Raw genomic sequence first — 18565 nt, 5'->3', positions numbered from 1 at the left:
TCTCCTACCGTCTTTTCAAGTGGGAGCTGAATCATCGGCAATCATCCCGGCTGCGGGGGGCTATCTGCCCCAGCCCCGGAAGCGGCGGCTGTTGGCGGCCTTCTTGACTTCCTCGAGCTGACTCGCCGGGATGATTTCGGAAAGTTGCTCATCACTGGGCTCGGGAGAGTCGATGTAGAGTTTTTGGAGTTGCTCGCTCTGCTGGTCGGAAAGCTCAGTGCTGCGGAGGATGTTGTTGACGGTGCGGCTGGCGTTACGTTCCCGGTCCAGGTAGTCCAACTTGCCTGCGTATTCCATCATGGAGCTGCCTTGTTCCTCGGGCATTTCAGCCACGGCTTTGACGAGGAAGGCATCATCTTCATACCAATTTTCAGGCCGCTGCGGACGGAACAGGTTTTGAATGTCCTCGTCACTGAGGGGCTTTCCATCTTCTGCAAACTGGCCGAAGACTTCCTGCCTGAGTGCTTGGTCACGGGCGGCAAGCTCAGGGGAGAGCTCGACTTCGCGTTCCTTCATGTCGCGGATGGCGGCCATTTCTGTGAACTTGGCTTCGTCGGCTAGCATGGCATCCCAGACCTTGCGGGTCTGTTCTAGTGAGCCGTTGGCCCGGTCTAGCAGCATGGTTTCGATCTTCGTGGCCGTCGATTCATCCAGTCCTAACTGGTCGCTGATCATTTTGGCGTCCCCTTTGACTCTGCCTTCGATCATGCGCTCCATCCAGCCACTTTCACGAGCCTGCTGCGCCATGCCGTAGATCATTTTGGTGTTGCGAATGGCACGGTCCCAGGTGTCTTGGTCGATTCCGTTGGGCGGGGTCACGCTGGCTGCGGAGGAGGAAGGCGACGGTGCGGATGAGCTGGTTCGGGGCGTCGGGTTGCTAGAGACGGAGCTTTGTACATTCTCTGGGGAGCTTTGAGAGCTGGTGCTCTGGCTTAGTGGCACCGGATCAGATGACGACTGACTCTGCTGGTGGGAGATGTAGAAGGTGAGGCCGGCAGCGGTAGCACCCACGGCCAGGATGGCGGCGGCAATTTTAGAGCTTTCCATGATGATAAAGTGATGGGTTAAGGATACTTCGTGGCCGGCAGGAGTCCTGGTTACATTTATTTTGGCGTGGATTTTGAAAAATGCCAGATGAGTCAGGGATTTGAGGGGCGAGTAGGCTTGAGGCTGACGACGTGATGTCTCATCTTGGAGGCATGACGGAAGCTAGTTCCATAATCGATGAAATTTTTGAGGTGTTCCGTGATAAAGGAGGGAGAGCCTACGGAGAGGATGTGACTGAGCTTCAGCATGCCCTGCAGTGCGCGACCTTTGCCCAGCAGGAAGGGGAGAAGCCTGAAATCGTGGTTTCTTGCCTGCTTCATGACTACGGCCACCTCTTGCATGATCTGGGGGAGGATATTGCGGACAAGGGCGTGGATACGCGGCATGAACATGTGGGAGCTAACAGGCTGTCCAAGTGGTTTGGTGATACCGTGGTGGCTCCCATCCGCATGCATGCTGACTCCAAGCGCTACCTGTGCTGGAAAGAGGCTCAGTATCTGGCTGATCTCTCTGCGGCATCGCGCCAAAGTCTCGAACTCCAAGGCGGAGTCATGAGTGATGATGAGGCCCGTCAGTTTGAGCAGGATCCCCATTTTGAGAATGCGATCATTGTGAGGCGCTATGATGATATGGGTAAAATTCCGGACATGGTGACTCCGGAGCTTGAGGACTTCCGTCCGCTGATGGAGTCCGTGCTTTCTTGTTAGCCTGGTATAAACTTCGTCTGTCTTTATAAGAGGAGTCTGTTGCATTATCGCACGGACTCTGTTTTAAGCTGTGGGCGAAACGTTAAAAGACCATGGCTGACCTGATCCCGAACTTACTCAATCTTCTCATGCTGGTACTGCTGCAAGCGGTGCTGGGCTTTGATAATCTTCTCTACATTTCACTGGAGAGTAAGCGGGTGATTCCTGAGAAACAGCGCATGGTGCGCACCTGGGGGATTGGCCTAGCGATTGGTCTGCGTATCATCCTTCTGTTCGTGCTGCTCTATCTGATGGACAGCCTGAAGGCGACCTGGTTCACCATCGATACCCATGCGGTATCCGGCAGCTTTGATTTCGGCTCGGTGATCACCTTGTTTGGTGGTGCCTTCATCATTTACACCGCGATCAAGGAGGTGATGCACATGGTGCAACTGGAAATCTCCCATGAAGAGGAGAAGAAGTCAGCCAGCGTGGTGAAGACGATCGCTCTCATCGTGGTGATGAATGCGGTGTTCTCCTTTGATTCCATCCTGAGTGCCATGGCGATCACCAAAGTGCCTTGGGTGATGGTGACGGCGATTGTTATCAGTGGTATTCTGATGATCTGGCTGGCGGACGGGGTTTCCCGCTTCCTGCAGAAGAACCGAGTTTATGAGGTGCTCGGTCTCTTCATCCTCTTCATTGTAGGTATCCTGCTCGTGTCCGAGGGTGGGCACAAGGCGGAGTTGAGCTTCTGGGGTCATGAGGTGCACGCCATGTCCAAAGGCACCTTCTACTTTGTGATCGGTGTTCTGGTAGCGGTGGAAATCATCCAGGGACGCTACCAGAAAAAGCTCTTGGCCAAGGCCGAGGCCAGGCTGGGCAAGATCCAGGGATAAACCTATCAGATGTCCGCGGCGTAGTGCTTCTGAATGGTTTCGAGAAGCGCTGCGTGCACGGCGGGCAGGGCGGCTACCATCAGGCGGTCGCTGAAGATATCGTATTCACCACCTTGGTGGTTGGTCACGATGCAGCCGTTTTCCTCCGCAAAGAGCATGGCGGCAGCGATGTCATAGGGCTGGAGGTCGGTCTCCCAGAAGCCCTGCATCCAGCCGCAGGATAAGTTGGTCACATCCAGCGCAGCACTTCCTGTGCGGCGGATGCCCCGGCCGAGAGTCAGTACTTCGGCGGCACAGGCGAAGAAGGATGGCGCGACATCCGATGAACGGTAAGGGAAACCAGTAACGAAGAGTGCGTCCTTTTCGGTGAGGTTCTCGGAGACCTTGCTCGTCTTCTCACCCTTGTAGAAGACTCCCTCTCCCTTGATGCAGGTCCAAGTCTCATTGCTGAATGGCTTGCATAAAATGCCAAGGATGGGCTTGCCATTTTTAACAAGAGCAACGGAGATGCTGAAGTGGTCATTGCCGGAGAGGAAGTTGGTGGTGCCATCCAGTGGGTCGACGATCCAGACCAGGTCTTGTGAACCGGTCTTGCCGGACTCCTCGCCGTAGAAGCCGGCTTCCTCGATCAGTGGAAGCAGGGCGTCCTGGAGGATTTTCTCAGACTCCACATCCACGAAGGAGACAGTCTCACGGAGGGATTTGATGTTGTCTGCGCCGACTGGCATGGCGCGGAAATGTTTCAGCTGGAAATCGGCTACGGCCTGTACGGCTTCCAGTGCTTTTTCGAGAATCGCTTGCATCGGCATGAGTGTGTCGGGGCTCAGGTGTGGATGCAAGTGTGAGAGGTGTCTTGATGTTTAAAAGCGCTAGTAGTGTGCGTCATCAAGGTGCTTAGGACGTGGAGATAAGAAAAAAATAGAAAATGAAGTAATACAAATCTATGGGACATCATTTTGAAGTAATCACTCTATCTGTTTCTCGTTGATGGTCTGACTAAGGCTATCCGCGAGAGAGGTACGAACACTCGATAGCTCTCATGAAAACCCACACACAAACCCTCAATCCATGGGGGCAGAAGGCTGATTTCTTTACGCGCTTCAACCTTCGCCCGCTATTCATCTGCATTCTTGGGATGCTTGCTTGGCATCCCGTGAGTCTCCAAGCGCACCCACCCAGGAAGCTCATGAAGGTGGAGTTCTCCTTGGAAAAGCAGGCGCTTGTTTGCAAGGCAGACATCCATTTCAGTCAGCTCTATGCGCTGAAAAAGAAGGAGCTCGGGGATGTCGGTGAACAGGACCACGCTAAGATCCTACGCTCGTTGAGTATGAACTGTCCGGTGCTGATAGACGGCTTGCCGGTGCAGGGGAAGCTCGTGAGTTGCAAGTTCCCCAGTGCCGCGGATCAGCGTGATGGCCATTACCATGATGAGAATGAGATGCGCCATGTCAGCGTCGAGCTCAAATTTCCTGTTAGCAAAAAGCCAGAAACCATTTCCGTGGATTGGAAGCTGATTCCTCACAATGAGGGAGAGCTGAAGATCCCGTTCCACAACGCATATATAAAAAACCAGGTGTTCAAGGTGTCCCTCTCAAGCACCTCCTTCACCTGGCATAGACCTACCCAGGAATAGCAGTCGCCTTGAAGGCTGCGTTCTGCTCCAAACCCACACTAAGCAATAAAATGACCAAAACCCTCATCCGGATTTTGCCCGGACCCGCTATGCTGATTACTGCTGTGGCACAGACGCCCATTGTCTGGGATAGTCTGAGTAGTCAGCAATCCATCGATCAGTACAACCAACTCAAAAACATCGTCCAGTATGAATTAGTAGAGGGCTCAGGGCCTTCTGCTAACCGTGTGGATATGTTCTATTTCTCTCACTACATCGAGGGACGCGGCTCCATGCCGACGACTAACATGGAGGATGTAGTCGGGGACTACAACTACCGCATCACCGCTGCTGCTGACATGCACCTGCGTGACATTGATCGCTCTGCGGATGCAGGCAATCAGGTGATAGCCAATCCGCTGCTTCGTCACAACTACAAGCGCTATGCGCCATTCATGAAGCTGTGGAAGCAGAATAGTATCAGGGTGGATTACCCGATGTACCCCCAAGGGAAGTACAAGAGTGAGCTGCACTCTGCCGCTCTGGCCAATACCCAGCCTGACTGGGGCCCGGCGAATTTCTTTATGAATGGGGTGACCGGTGCCGGGGCAGCTGGAGATGTTTCCAATGCCAAGGTCTGTGGTACACCCTATGTGTCTGACTCAGGTACTGCCTGGGCCTGGGTGCATGAGAGAACGCATGCCCACCACAAACTGGGACACGGTGGCAACGCCCGCCCAATGAAGACGAGCCATATCAATGGAGAGTCTAACAGTTTGACGAGGAATGCGACTTTTGAACCCACGGCCGCCATGTGGGGGCAATGGATGGGCTATGATGGCAAAGGGATTGAGAATTTGAGCACCTATGACGGTCCACCCATGTTGGACGTCGTGGGTATGGATAAGGATGTGCAGATTGCCTTCATGGATGTGGGTGTGGATAACGCGGCGCCGCTGCAGAACCGCATCGAGAATGCCATCTTCATCTACCACAAGGCCTTCGATCCTCTGGACACTTGGACAGATAATTCCGCGGTTCTTGTGGATCCTGCAACGATCGATGTTGAAGTGGCATCCACGGATGTCATTACTCTGCGCTGGTATGTCAACGGAACAGAGATTGCATCCAACCTAGGACTTGAGCAGCTGGATGTTGCTGCTCTTGGATTGGCCAGCGGTACGTACAAGATCACCGTGGAAGCTTATGACTCCGTGGTGGATCACGCCTTCACAGGTGACAAGGAGCTGGACCTAGTGCGAAGAGATTTCGAACGTCTCTGCCAGGTAGAGGGATGGACCGTCTCCATTACTTCCGGTGGTGCGAACAGCTACGATCAGAGTGCCGCACTAACCAAGATGGGTGGTGGTGCATTTAGTGCTGCTGATTTCACAAGCAGCCCTGCGGGTAAGACCGCTGTATTTCCCGCCAACCAAGGATTGGAGACTCTGACCGGGTCAGGCCTGAATGTGGCAGGCTTGCGCTTCGAGGGGGACTACCTGATCGATGGAAGTGGTGCCTTTAACTTGGCAAGCGGTTCCGTGCACTCTCTGCCTACAACACTGAGCCAAGTTACCACGGACGCAGTAATCGGTGGTGACCTGGTGAAGACCGGTCTGGGTGAATTTGCTTTGGGCGGAAACACTACCTTGTCCACGGGCAAGATTGATGTGCAGCAGGGTACTCTAACGGCGAATGCTTCCGATTCCTTCGGGGATGTCACTGAAATGACGATCCGCCGCGGAGCGCAGGCCAAGCTGAATGCTGGTGAAACCATCAACAACCTGACCATGGAGGGCTTCAGTGCGCTCTGGGCGGATACTGGAGCAGAGGAAGCCGTGATTGATGGCCTTACTTTCCAAAAGATGGGTGATGCGAATATTGGCTATCAGTTTCATAACTACTTTAAGATTGGTACGGGAACTCTGGCCTTTGATGGTGCGGTCACGCTCGATGATACCGTCATGGTGCTTACAGGTGATGACAAGCAAGGTGAGCTGGACCCTACTCAGAACATGTACCGCACTCACTGGATGATGGACATGGGCCGTGGAGGCTCTTTTGATATCAGGGGAAATGTGAGTGGCTTTGGTAGTATCGTGGTGAAGCACGGTGGGCCCATGAGTATCTCCGGCAGTGTCAATCTACAGGGTGAACACGACGAGCTAGATCATTTCCGCGGTCTGTTCAGCATGATCTACGGGTCTCATGTGACTGTGGAGCCGGGTGGTAGCTTGGCTGCAGATGTGATTGATCTCAGTCACTACAGCACTCTGGAGTACAACGGATCCCAGCCATTGGTTGGAACCATCATCCCAGCTCATCAGACTCGCGAAGGTTCTAATCATCAGATGACCTTCCCGGGGTTCTGGGGCCATCTCTGCGGGACTGGGGATATCACGAGCCAAGTCGTCATGCGTAATGGATCTTCTGCTTCTCCTGGTGCCTTTGGTCAGGTGGGTCGTCAGGATCTGTTAGGTGGAATGTTTATCGATAACGTAGCAACCATCGACTGGCAGATTGCGGATACCGACGCGGCCAATGACGTGGATGGTCTCCCGACTGGCTGGGATGTGTACAAGATTTCGGGAACCTTGGATCTTGATGGCGTCATGCCTTCGGGGGCATGGAAGAAAAATGGCAACAACATCAACGAACCCGTAGATGAGGTGGTGGATATCACGCTGAAACTTTCCAGCATGGGTCTTTCTGCTTCTCAGATCAATCTTGATCCGGCACAGAACTATTCCTTCCTGATAGCGGAGGCGGACGCCGTCGTGGGCTTTGATCCGGCTAAGTTTAGCATTAGCTTTGAAGCTGGCTCAGCCCTAGCCTCTCTTCCCGGTGAATGGGGAGTGGCGCTCGTGAATGGCACTCGAATCGAACTTCAGTATGTTGGCGGAGCAGCTGGTGCTCCGGTTGTGAAGAACCAGACTCTTGCTCTGGACGAGAATCAATCTGCTGGTTCTTCTGTAGGCTTTGTAAACCCGACTTCATTCATCGGAACCTTGGCTTGGTCTCTGACCGATGATGCTGGTGGACTGTTTACGATTGATGCCGTTACGGGTGAGATCGCTACGACAGCGGTACTCGATGCCGAGCTGCAGTCATCCTACTCCCTGGTGGTGAGTGTGACTGATGATTCCGAACTCACGGACACAGCCACCGTGACCATTCAGGTGAATAATGTGAATGAGCCACCAGTGCTTGCAGACGTGCAGGTCACTGTGCCGAGAAGTGTCGCCCCGGGGGTGATTGCTACGCTGAATGCGACGGACGATGATGTGAATGATAGTGTGAGCTATCACTTGGCGGCTACGGCCTCCAGTTTGTTTAGCATCAATTCGACTACCGGAGATTTGAGTCTGACTCAGAGTCTTGTGGGTCAGTCATTCTATGTCCGTAATCTTGCGGTCTATGCGATTGATTCCAGTGGTCTAGTTACGCAAGCGGTGGTTTCCATCGCAGTGAATGAAGATGGTGTGATCAATGACTTCACAGGAGCTGGTGGTAATCTGAGTGATGCCGCCAACTGGTCTCAAGGTTCACCGGACGGAAGTACTCCAGGATTCGTGAATGCTGATGGCCTGATCAATTCCAAACTGAATAATTATGATCTCATCATCCAGTCTGGAACGATCACGCGTGCAGAGAATACTGTTTACGAATGGACTGGCGACACGGATATCGTGATTGCTGGTGGTTTGTTAGATTACACGGCAAACAGTGCCAGTGGCAACTCTCACCGTGTGCTGCGCCTGAAGAATACTTCATCCCTGACCATGGAGGGTGGAGAGCTCAAGCTCTGGGGTGATCGTTCTATCGAGTTCTTCGATCAGGGAACCATCATCATCCGTGGCGGGAAACTCTCCGCAGAGTCCTTTGGTATAGGAAATACTGTGGCTCAGATCGCCTTTGTGACCTTTGAAGCGGGCGATGGTGAGTTGGTTCTCAGTTCCTTGCCAGCAGGCCTGGATGCGACCCGCTACATTGATTTCCATAGCGGCTCCGCAGGCAAACTGACGGTGAGTAATGCCGACGCAGCTTATTACGAAGCCATCTGGAATAATGGGGGAATCAAAGTGGACGGGGCTAACAATGGCAGCTTTGCTAGCCTGTTCGAAGTCGATGGAAACACGCTTACCCTGCGTCCGGTGATCGCTCCCGTGTTGGCTGATACCAGCTTTGACGTCGATGAAGGCCTGCCAGTGGGCTCAGTTGTCGGTCAATTGGATGCTGTCTACAGTACCGGAGTAGAAGACTGGGATCTTACCAATGATGGAGGAGGCGCTTTCTCAATCGATGAAGCTAGCGGTGAAATCATCACTGCCGTGGTATTGGATGCCGATGTCCAGTCGCTTTATCAGCTCAGTGCTCTCGTTACTGACGACACAGGGCATACCGCGACAGCCTCGATCACCGTCAATGTGCTGGCTGTGAATGCTGCGCCTGTGGCCTCAAATGGTAGTGGCTCTGTATCGGAAGATGCTGCGATCGGCACCCCTGTGGTGACCGCTAGCGCCAGCGATCCAGGCGATACGCTGACTTATGCCATCACGGGAGGAAACGCATCCGGAGCCTTTGCCATCGATGCTGGTACAGGTGAGATTAGCACTGCGGCAGCACTCGATTACGAGACGGTGACAAGCTACAGCCTCACGGTCACCGTGACGGATTCAGGAGGACTAAGTGATTCGGCCCTGATCGATATTACCGTGACCGATGTCGTCGAGGTGAATGAGTACCTCGTAGCAGGTGGTAACCTGAGTAATGCGAACAACTGGTCGGTTTCCGCTCCTGATGCCAATACAGCTGGAGTCGTAACGGTGAATGCCCTGATCGACTCAGTGTTGAATGACTATGATCTCATTCTTCAGGCGGGAACCATTACTCGTGCAGAGAGCTCTGTTTACGAGTGGAGAGGTGATACGGATGTGGTGATCGATGGAGCTACCCTCGACTACACGGCTAACAGCGCCAGCGGAAATACCCATAGAGTGCTTCGCTTGATCGGAACTTCATCTCTGGAAATGCAGAGTGGCGAGTTCCATCTCTGGAGTGATCGTAATATTGAGTTCTTCGATGAGGGAACTATCGTGATTCACGGTGGTGTCCTCAATGCTGGTGGACTCCTGAACAAGTCCAGCATGGTTGGACCAGTTCTCACCTTCGACATCGGTGACGGGGTGGTGAACATCTCGGGAACTAACATCAACCTCACCGACCTGAACTACATCGACTTCCTGACGGGTACTGAAGGCAAGTTGGCGGTGACTGGTGCTGACGCAGCCTACTTCGAGTCCAAGTGGAACAGCGGTGAAATCAAGCATGATGGCGCTAACAATGGGTCCTTCACTAGCCTCTTCAAGGTGACTGGTAATACGCTCGAATTGCGCGCCATTCCTCTGCCGGTGGTGGGAGATGCCAATGTCAGTGTTAGTGAAGATGCTGCAATCGGTGCCGTTGTCACTCAGATGGTGGCGACATCCAGTACAGGCACGGAAACTTGGGCGCTTACTAGTGATGCTGGTGGCTTGTTTGTGATTGATCCATCCACTGGGGCGATCAGCACCACTGCTACCCTGAATTATGAGTCAGCCACCAATTATCTCATCGTGGTCTCCTTGACTGATGATGCTGGTGAAGCCGTGAGTGCCAACGTGTCCATTGATGTGACGAATGTGAATGAAGCTCCCTCTGTCGGAGATAGCTCTGGCTCTGCTGCTGAAGATGCTCCAGTAGGAACCGTTGTCGCGAGTGTTTCATCAAGTGATCCGGATGCGGGTGACAGTGTCAGCTACACAGTGACTGGAGGTCCTTTCGCCATTGATGTCTTCGGGGTGATCAGCACGACAGCGGCTCTGGATTACGAGAGTGCCAGTGCCTATAGCTTGACCGTTACTGCGACTGATACTGGTGGTCTGAGCGATACCGCCACAGTGACTGTCAGTGTGACGAATGTGAATGAAGCGCCTAGCGTTGCGGATACTTCAGGAAGTGTCGCGGAGAATGCGAGTACAGGCACGGTGGTCGCTAGCGTATCTGTTAGTGATCCTGATGCGGGGGATTCCTTCACCTACTCGGTGGCAGGAGGCCCATTCAGCATCGATGCCTTCGGGGTGATCAGCACGACAGCGGTACTTGATTATGAAAGTGCTGCTAGCTTTAGCCTGACAGTGACGGCTACAGATGCCGGAGGGCTCAGTGATTCCGCATCGGTTGTGGTGAGCGTCACTAACGTGAATGAAACACCTACAGCTGATGACTTGTTTGTCTCCCTGTCTGAGTCTGCATCCGTCGGGACGCTTGTGGGCACGGTCACCTCGGGTGATCCTGATGGAAATGACTCCGTGACTTACAGCATCACGGCTGGCAACGAAGATGGAGCTTTCACGATCGATGCGGGCAGTGGGGATATCACCACGGTGCTGCCACTCGATTATGAGACGGTTCCTGATTACTTGCTCACTGTCACCGCCACCGATGCTGGTGGTCTTTCTGCCACGGCTATCGTGGATATCAGCCTCATCGATGAACAAGAGTTGCCAGATCCGGTGATTCACTGGGCACTCAATGACGGTAGTGGAGCTTCTGCGTCAGACTCCAGTGTGAACGGCCGGGATGGTTTAATCACCGGGTCTCCTCTCTGGACCAATGAGGGACGATCTGCCGGTGCACTCGAACTGGATGGTACAGATGACAAGGTGGGCTACACCATGAATACTCTGAGCGTCAGTGCCTACACCGTATCTATCTGGGTGAAGTCTGCCTCAGACAGCCAGAACCAGTTTGCCTCAGTCATGTCCAATGACAGCACGACCTCGGGGTCGACATTCCAGATCGACCTCGGAGGTGGTGGTTACCGCTACAATGGTAGTGGAAACGCGCAATTCGGGGACTCGCCGCTTGGTGAGTGGGTGCACCTTGTTGTCAGCTGTGATGGCACGGATACCAAACTCTACTACAATGGTGCGTTGGTGCAGACTCTCACAGGAGTGGCTGATACCCAGTTCAATGACTTCCATCTCGGGGTCAACCGGAACGGCGTAAGGCATTTCCAGGGGGCGCTGGATGACTTCCGCTTCTATGACCAGGCACTCAGCGATGCCGAAGTAGCCGACCTGTTTGCTCTCTATCAGGATACAGACAGTGATCTGCTTTCGGATTCATGGGAGCTAGAGAACTTTGCCAGTCTGGCTGTCAGTGACGGAACAGGCGATGCAGACTCAGACGGACTCAATGATGCGGATGAATTCCTCTACGGAACGGATCCGAACATTTCGGATACAGATGTAGATGGTCACAGTGATCTTACAGAGGTGAATGCAGGTAGCGATCCTCTCGATCCTCTGAGTCAGCCATAAGTTTCACTATTAGTATCAATAGTATAAGGGTAATGGCCGGCCAGTATATGGCCGGCCATTTTTTGTGCTACTTACTCCGGCCTGAAATGGCGGTGTCTTCTGCCGAGGGCGATGCCGGCGATGAGGCCGCATAGGTGGCCTTGCCAGGATACCTGGAGGCTTTGGTTGGGGAGTACGCCGTAGATCATCCCGCCGTAGAAGATGATGACGATGATGCCGGTGAGCATCCACAGCGGGTGCCGGTCCAGCCAGGCTCGCGTCAGGATGTAGCCGAAGTAGCCGTAAATCAGGCCGCTGGCGCCGATGTGGACTGAGTTGGTCGGGGAGATCAGCCAGGTACCTAGGCCTGATAGAAAGATCAGGTAGACCGAGCTGTAGAGGAAGCGCCGCCCTTCCGCCTTGAGCATGATGTAGCCGAGCACGAGGAAGGGCAGGGTGTTGGATAGAAGGTGGGAGAAGTTCCCGTGCAGGAAGGGCATCAGCGGAATGCCAATGAGCCCCATCAGGCTCCTAGGGCGGACCCCGAACTGATCCAGAAAGCCGCCAAGCAGCAATTGGTCGATGGCCTCGATGATCCAGGCTGCTAGAACGAGCTCTAGCAGGATCATGGGACTGAGTTTAGGTACGGGGCGGTAGGATGTCTGGAGGTGATTCGCCATCTCGAGTCACAGAGTGGCGTTGGATGGCATGATGCGCAAATAATTTAGATTCTTTGTCACAAATCCAGCCGCTGGAGCCAATGTGGGTAGAGCAGCACGCGGAAGGGATCTTGCATGTGCTGCCATTTTAGCGCAAAAACTACAGAGTCATGAAGAGTACGTGTTGTCTATATCTGCTGGGCTGGATGGGAATGTTCCTGTTGGGGGGAATGAGTGCGGTGGCTGGAGTCGCGGAAGATCGTGCTGCGGAGGCGAAGATGCGCAAGGATGGGAACTGGAAGGAAGCTCTGGAGCTCAACAAGAAACTCGTCAATGAAGTGTCCGACTCCGAGAGCGGGCAGGATCTTAAAGATGCCGTCGAGTGTATCAGCAGGCTTGGCCTCTGGAAAGAGGTCGATCCTCTCATCGATACCGCAGACGAGAAGAAGAATCCTCTGCTGTGGCTGGCTGCAGGTGAGGTGCTTTTGAGTGCGAATCATAATGGCATGCTCATCGCCAATGAGTTTGAGCGTGGTGGTCGTCAGTGGCGGCAAGGGGCTCAGTATGCCAATGTGAATGAGCGTGACAGGGTGTACGCGATCCAGATGTTCAGACGATGTGAAGGCAAGCTGGAGAAGAAGGATGACCAGCTGCGTCAGCTCAGGGGACTGGGTCAGGCATTGATGGCCTATCGTGGTGGCGGGCTTAGCTGGAAGATGCAGGTGAAGACGGATCTGGATGTCCTTCCCGAAGCGGAAGTGGGATACCAGCGTAATGCGGGGACTGGAGGTGCGCCGCAGGACGAGGAAGGGAATCCGGTTTTCTATCAAGTGCCTGCTAGTTTCGAGGCTGCTAAAAATGATGGCGAGCGCTGGCGCTGGACGCTGATGCAGCGGATCAAAGTGGACGAGAAGCAAAAAGCGAGTGCTGATTTCGAGTGGGCTGGCTTCCTGCATCAGCAGTTTGGGGTCAGCAGCTTGGCAGGCTACTCTTGGTTTGGTCGTATGCCTGATGAAGGCAGTGACAAAAAAGCAGGCGTGATGCAGGTGCGCACACTCAAGGATAACGAGACCATCTGTAAGCTAGCGGGCTCGGTGAAGCGTTTCGAGCTTCCTCAGGACCAGAACTACATCCATCTCTACAAGCAGCTCTATGAAGACGGCAACATCATTGCCGGAGATCAGTTGGTGAGGATCTATCTGGACAGAAGGCAATACACCAAGGCCAAGAACCTGCTGGAGCAATTGCTGGCCAAAAAGGAAAACAAGCATCGCCGTAATCAGTTAGAGCAGATCACGGGAAACTGGGGGCAGTTTGATTATGTAAGCCGCGCATTCCCAGCTGGGCAGGAGCCGGAGCTCAACATGGTTTTCCGGAATGCCAAGGAGGTAAAAATCTCCGTACTTCAGGTGAAGACAGACGAACTCTACAAGGCAGCCTGGGATTACCTTGAGAGCAATCCTGAGCAGCTGGACTGGAGTCAGGTTAGAATCTACAACTTGCTGAACGAGCTGATCAACGGAAAGCAGAGCAAGTTCATCGGGGAGACCATTGCCGAGCAATTGTATCCTTTGAAGCCTCGCGAGAATTATTGGGATGTACGCACCCAGCTGAAAATCCCAGTGAAGCATGGTGGGCAGTACATCATCAAGGCTGAGATGGAGGGTGGTACCCCATTTTACACGATGCTTTCTGTGGAGGAGATTGTCATGGTGGCGAAGAATGTGGAGGGTGGAAAGCTGGTCTATGTGGCCGACGGCAAGGATGGCTCTCCGGTAGCGGGAGCCAAGGTAGAATACTTTGGTTATAAACAAGAGAGTCTGAAGAAGCCCAAATTGAAACGTAAGTTCCAGACTCTCACCAAGAAAGTGAGCGCTGTGACTGGTGAGGATGGTGGTGTGCTGGTGAAGGGGCTGGAGTCCGGCTACCGCTGGATGACCAGGATTAGCAAAGGGGAGCATGTGGTCTGGTCTGGCGCAGGAGCATACTATTGGTACTCACACAATAGGCAACGCTACGACAAGGTCGCGGCCTTTGGTATGACCAACCAGCCGGTCTACAAGCCGGAGAGCGAGGTGCTGGGTAAGTTCTGGGTGCGCCAGGCCAAGTATGATCTAGGGGGGCGCTCCGTCTTTGCAGGCAAGAAGTTTAAGGTCGAGGTCTTTGATCCCTTGAATGAAAAGTTTGGCAGCGAGCTAACAGGGAAAGCGGATGAGTTCGGCGGTGTGCCATTTAAGCTGGATGTGCCAGCGGATGCCAAGCTGGGTGTCTATCGGGTGGTTGTCTGGATCGATGGTGTGCACCGTGGCCAGACCACCTTCCGGGTGGAGCAATTCAAGAAGCCGGAATATGAGGTGATTGTGGAGGGCCCCAAAGAGGCCATCCAGCTGGGTGACAAGTTTGAAGCCACCGTGAAGGCGAAGTACTATCACGGAGCGCCTGTGACGAAGGCGACCGTCAAAGTCAAGGTGATGCGCCATGACTACAATGAACTTTGGTTCCCTTACGGCCCCTGGGATTGGCTTTATGGCAGAGGCTATGGCTGGCTTGATATTGAGCGTCCGTGGTACTCGGGCTGGAGTGAGTGGGGTTGCCGCTGTCCGCGTCCATTCTGGTGGCCGGGTGCTTGGTCCCAGCCTGAGTTGGTATTTGAGCGTGATATGCCGATCGGCAAGAATGGTGAGCTCAAGGTGGAGATCGACTCCGAGCTGGCTAAACTGGTGCACGGTGACAAGGACCACCGCTATGACATCACCGCCGAGGTGGTGGATGCATCCCGCCGTACGATCTTTGGAAATGGCAGTGTGCTGGCGACCCGTAAACCCTATCAGGTCAGTGTCTGGCTAGACCGGGGCTATGCGGAAGTGAACCAGAAAGTGACTGCTTCTATCGCGGCACGTACCCTGGATGGCAAAGTGGTGGAAGCTGAAGGCAAGGCGATCCTCTACAAGGTAAGCTATGCCAATGGTGGTAAAGCCAATGAAGAGCAGGTGGCGGAATGGGAGGTGCTGAAGCATCCCGAGGGGACAGCCAAAGTGGAACTCTCTATCAAAGACCCTGGCCAGTACAGGCTGGCTGCCAAACTTAAGGATGCCAAGGGCCGTGAAGTAGAAGGTGGCGTGCTCTTTACCGTGCGAGGCGGTAAAGGTGAAGGTGACTACAAGTACAACGATCTGGAGCTGATCGCAGACAAGCGTACCTACAAGGTGGGTGATACCGTCAAGCTGCTCGTCAATACCAAGCAGGAGAATAGTACCGTCTGGCTATTTATCCGCGGAGCGGAAGAGCGGAAGATGCTCAAGCTCTCTGGCAAGAGTACCTTGGTCGAGATTCCCGTGACAGAGGTCGATATGCCGAACTTTTTTGTCGAGGCGGTGACCGTTTCCGATGCGACGGTGCATGAGTCTGTTAGGGAGCTCATTGTTCCGCCTGCCAAGCGCGTGCTGAACATTGCGGTACTTCCCAATGAGGAGAAATACAAACCGCGTGCCGATGGTAAGGTGAAAGTGAGAGTGACTGGCCTCGATGGCGAGCCGGTGAAAGGGGACGTAGTTCTGACAGTCTACGACAAGGCGCTGGAATACATTTCCGGCGGCAGCAATGTGACGGGAATCAAAGAGTTCTTCTGGAAATGGAGAAGGCATTTCCGTGGCGGCTTTGAGAACTCGCTTTCTAAAGGTCACGGCTCGATGGTGAAGAGCGGAACGTCCTCCATGCAATTCCTCGGTGTCTTTGGCTATTCTTTGGCAGACGACGCCACTGATCTGGATATTCCCGGGATTCCTAAAGCGGCCGGGAAGAGTGTGAGTAACATGGCAACAGGTGGTTTGCGTAGCGGCGACTATGCGATCAATCGGGAAAGTGTCGACGCCTTCTTGAATAATCCATCACGAGACGGTTCAGGGGGAGCGGTCGAGATGGAGGAGCCTGCCTTGGATTTTGGCGATGGTGAGGATTTCGGTGATGGCTGGGGAGAAGGCGGTGCTCCAGAGGTGCAGATCCGTAAGGACTTTGAAGATGCCATTCACTGGAGTGGTAGCGTCGAGTTGGATGAAAATGGCGTCGGTGAGGTGGATGTGAAGTATCCCGATAACCTGACTACCTGGAAGATCAAGGCCTGGGCGATGGGGCATGGCACCCGTGTGGGCGAAGGAGATGCTGAGGTGATTACTAGCAAGGACCTGATCGTTCGCTTGCAGGCTCCAAGATTCTTCATCGAGAAAGACGAAGTCGTCCTCAGTGCCGTGGTGCATAATTACCACAAGGAGAAAAAGGATGTTAGTGTCTTGTTAGAGTTGGAAGGTGGTACGCTGAATACAGAGGAGGAGCTTACCCACAAGCTCGCCTTGGATGCCGATGGCGGTGAGCAGCGCGTGGACTGGCGCGTCAAAGTGACAGGAGAAGGTGAGGCGATCGTCCGCATGAAGGTACTTGCCAAGGATGACAGCGATGCGATGGAAATGACCTTCCCGGTCTATGTGCATGGCATGCTCAAGCAGGAATCCTGGAGCAGAGTAATCGAGCCCAGACAGGACAAGGTGGCGATTGAGATCAGTGTGCCCGCCGAGCGCAAGCCGGAGGAGAGCAAGCTGGAGATCCGCTACTCGCCTACCATTGCCGGTGCGGTGGTGGATGCCCTGCCTTATCTGGTGGAGTATCCCTATGGTTGTACAGAGCAGACGCTCAACCGTTTCGTCCCTACCGTTATTACGCAAAAACTCCTCAAGGAAATGAATGTGGATCTGGAGGCGGTGCGCAACAAGCGGGCAAACCTTAATCCACAGGAGATCGGCGATGACCAGGAACGCGCCAAGCAATGGAAGCACTGGAAGCGGAATCCTGTCTTCAGCCAGAAGGAAGTGGACAAGATGGTGAAGGCAGGCGTGCGTCGCCTGCTAGAGATGCAGTTGAGTGATGGAGGATGGGGCTGGTTCAGTGGTTACGGAGAATACTCCAGCCCGCATACCACGGCAGTGGTACTGCACGGACTGACTATCGCGAAGCAGAATGGAGCGAGTATTCCCGAGGATCGTATCAAGTTGGGAATCCAGTGGTTGAAGCGCTACGAGGACGAGGAGACCGAGCGTATCCGCATGTGGCAGCAGCGTAAGGTGAATACCAAGCAGCATGCGGATGCCATGGATGCTTTTGTCCGTTTCGTGCTGATGGAAAACAGCGTGAAGAATGAGGAAATGACAGGCTATCTCTTCCGGGATAAGAATCATCTCAGTGTTTATGCAAAATCTTTGTTAGGGATGAGTCTCCATCTGATGAAGGATGCCGAGCGTCGTGACGAGGTGATCAGAAACATCGATCAATACCTGGTTTACGATGCGGAGAATCAGTCCGCTTATCTCGATCTGCGCAACACGGGTTACTGGTGGTACTGGTACGGCAGTGAGTTTGAGGCACATGCCTGGTACCTGAAGCTCAAGTCAGCCACAGCGCCAAAGAGCAAAGAGACTCGCGGTCTTGTGAAGTACCTGATCAATAACCGGAAGCATGCCAGCTACTGGAATTCCACCAGGGACACGGCCTATTGTATTGAAGCGATTGCTGACTACATGCGTGCTAGTGGGGAGAATACTCCGGAGGCCGAAATCGAGGTGCTCTTCGATGGCAAGGTCCTGAAGACTGTAAAGATTACCAAGGAGAACCTCTTCAGCTACGACAACAAGGTCACGCTGGGCGGGGACATTCTGAGCGATGGCAAGCACACGGTAGAAATCCGCCGCAAGGGTAAAGGGCCGCTCTACACCAATGCCTACCTGACGGTCTTTACCAAGGAGGACTTCCTCAAGAAGACTGGCTTGGAAGTGAAGGTGGAGCGCAAGTATTACAAGCTCGTTCGTGATGAGAAGAAAGAGAAGGTCGCCGGCCAGCATGGCCAAGTCGTCGAGCAGCAGGAGGACAAGTACGAGCGTATCCCGCTCAAGGTGGGGGACACCGTTCAGAGCGGTGACATCATTGAGGTGGAGCTCATCATGGAGAGCAAGAACGACTACGAGTACCTGATCTTCGAGGACTGGAAGGCTGCCGGTCTGGAGGCTGAGGAAGTACGCAGCGGTTATCTCTACGAAGGTCTCCACGCCTACATGGAGGTGAAGGATGAGAAAGTTTGTTTCTTCGTCCGTTCATTGACACGGGGTAGACACAATCTCAGCTACCGTCTGCGGGCAGAAATTCCCGGCAAGTTCAGTGCCTTGCCTGCCCGTGCCGAAGCGATGTACGCGCCGGAGCTGAAGGCGAACTCAGATGAGATGAAGCTCGAGGTGAAGGACAAGTAATTCACCAGACAGAAAAGCCCTGCTCGTGAGAG

General features: G+C 53.8%; 8 protein-coding genes. 5 read left to right on the top strand and 3 right to left on the bottom strand.

Annotation, left to right across the window (positions count from 1 at the left end; translation table 11 throughout):
* Positions 1-60 precede the first annotated feature (60 nt).
* On the bottom strand, positions 61-1047 hold the full coding sequence (locus BUB27_RS00110; RefSeq protein WP_143157507.1) for a hypothetical protein: 987 nt from the start codon (positions 1045-1047) through the stop codon (positions 61-63).
* 152 nt (positions 1048-1199) lie between these two features.
* Here BUB27_RS00110 and BUB27_RS00105 point away from each other — a divergent pair, with 152 nt between their 5' ends.
* Entirely contained in the window at positions 1200-1754 is a 555-nt protein-coding gene (locus BUB27_RS00105; RefSeq protein ID WP_143157506.1) for an HD domain-containing protein, read from the top strand.
* Positions 1755-1846: 92 nt separating this feature from the next.
* Complete coding sequence (locus BUB27_RS00100; protein WP_200797027.1) at positions 1847-2632, top strand: TerC family protein; 786 nt, start codon at positions 1847-1849, stop codon at positions 2630-2632.
* Between the two features lie 5 nt (positions 2633-2637).
* Here BUB27_RS00100 and BUB27_RS00095 read toward each other — a convergent pair whose 3' ends face one another.
* The gene (locus BUB27_RS00095) at positions 2638-3435 is read right to left on the bottom strand and encodes an inositol monophosphatase family protein (RefSeq protein WP_234991644.1); all 798 of its coding nucleotides are present in this window, start codon (positions 3433-3435) and stop codon (positions 2638-2640) included.
* A gap of 236 nt (positions 3436-3671) precedes the next feature.
* On the opposite strand from BUB27_RS00095, the gene BUB27_RS00090 reads away from it, so the two are divergent.
* Positions 3672-4265, top strand: a complete 594-nt coding sequence (locus BUB27_RS00090) for a hypothetical protein (protein WP_143157504.1) — start codon at positions 3672-3674, stop codon at positions 4263-4265.
* Positions 4266-4315: 50 nt separating this feature from the next.
* On the top strand, positions 4316-11608 hold the full coding sequence (locus BUB27_RS00085) for a cadherin domain-containing protein (RefSeq protein WP_143157503.1): 7293 nt from the start codon (positions 4316-4318) through the stop codon (positions 11606-11608).
* 71 nt (positions 11609-11679) lie between these two features.
* On the opposite strand, the gene BUB27_RS00080 is transcribed toward BUB27_RS00085, so the two are convergent.
* On the bottom strand, positions 11680-12267 hold the full coding sequence (locus BUB27_RS00080) for a rhomboid family intramembrane serine protease (protein WP_200797026.1): 588 nt from the start codon (positions 12265-12267) through the stop codon (positions 11680-11682).
* Between the two features lie 149 nt (positions 12268-12416).
* Between BUB27_RS00080 and BUB27_RS00075 the strand changes: the two genes are divergently transcribed.
* The gene (locus tag BUB27_RS00075) at positions 12417-18533 is read left to right on the top strand and encodes an alpha-2-macroglobulin family protein (protein WP_143157502.1); all 6117 of its coding nucleotides are present in this window, start codon (positions 12417-12419) and stop codon (positions 18531-18533) included.
* The last annotated feature ends 32 nt before the right edge of the window (positions 18534-18565 follow it).

Source organism: Rubritalea squalenifaciens DSM 18772, from assembly GCF_900141815.1.
GTDB lineage: Bacteria > Verrucomicrobiota > Verrucomicrobiia > Verrucomicrobiales > Akkermansiaceae > Rubritalea > Rubritalea squalenifaciens.
The sequence above is the reverse complement of the archived record's forward strand: the minus strand, read 5'-3'. Positions and strand labels throughout refer to the sequence as shown.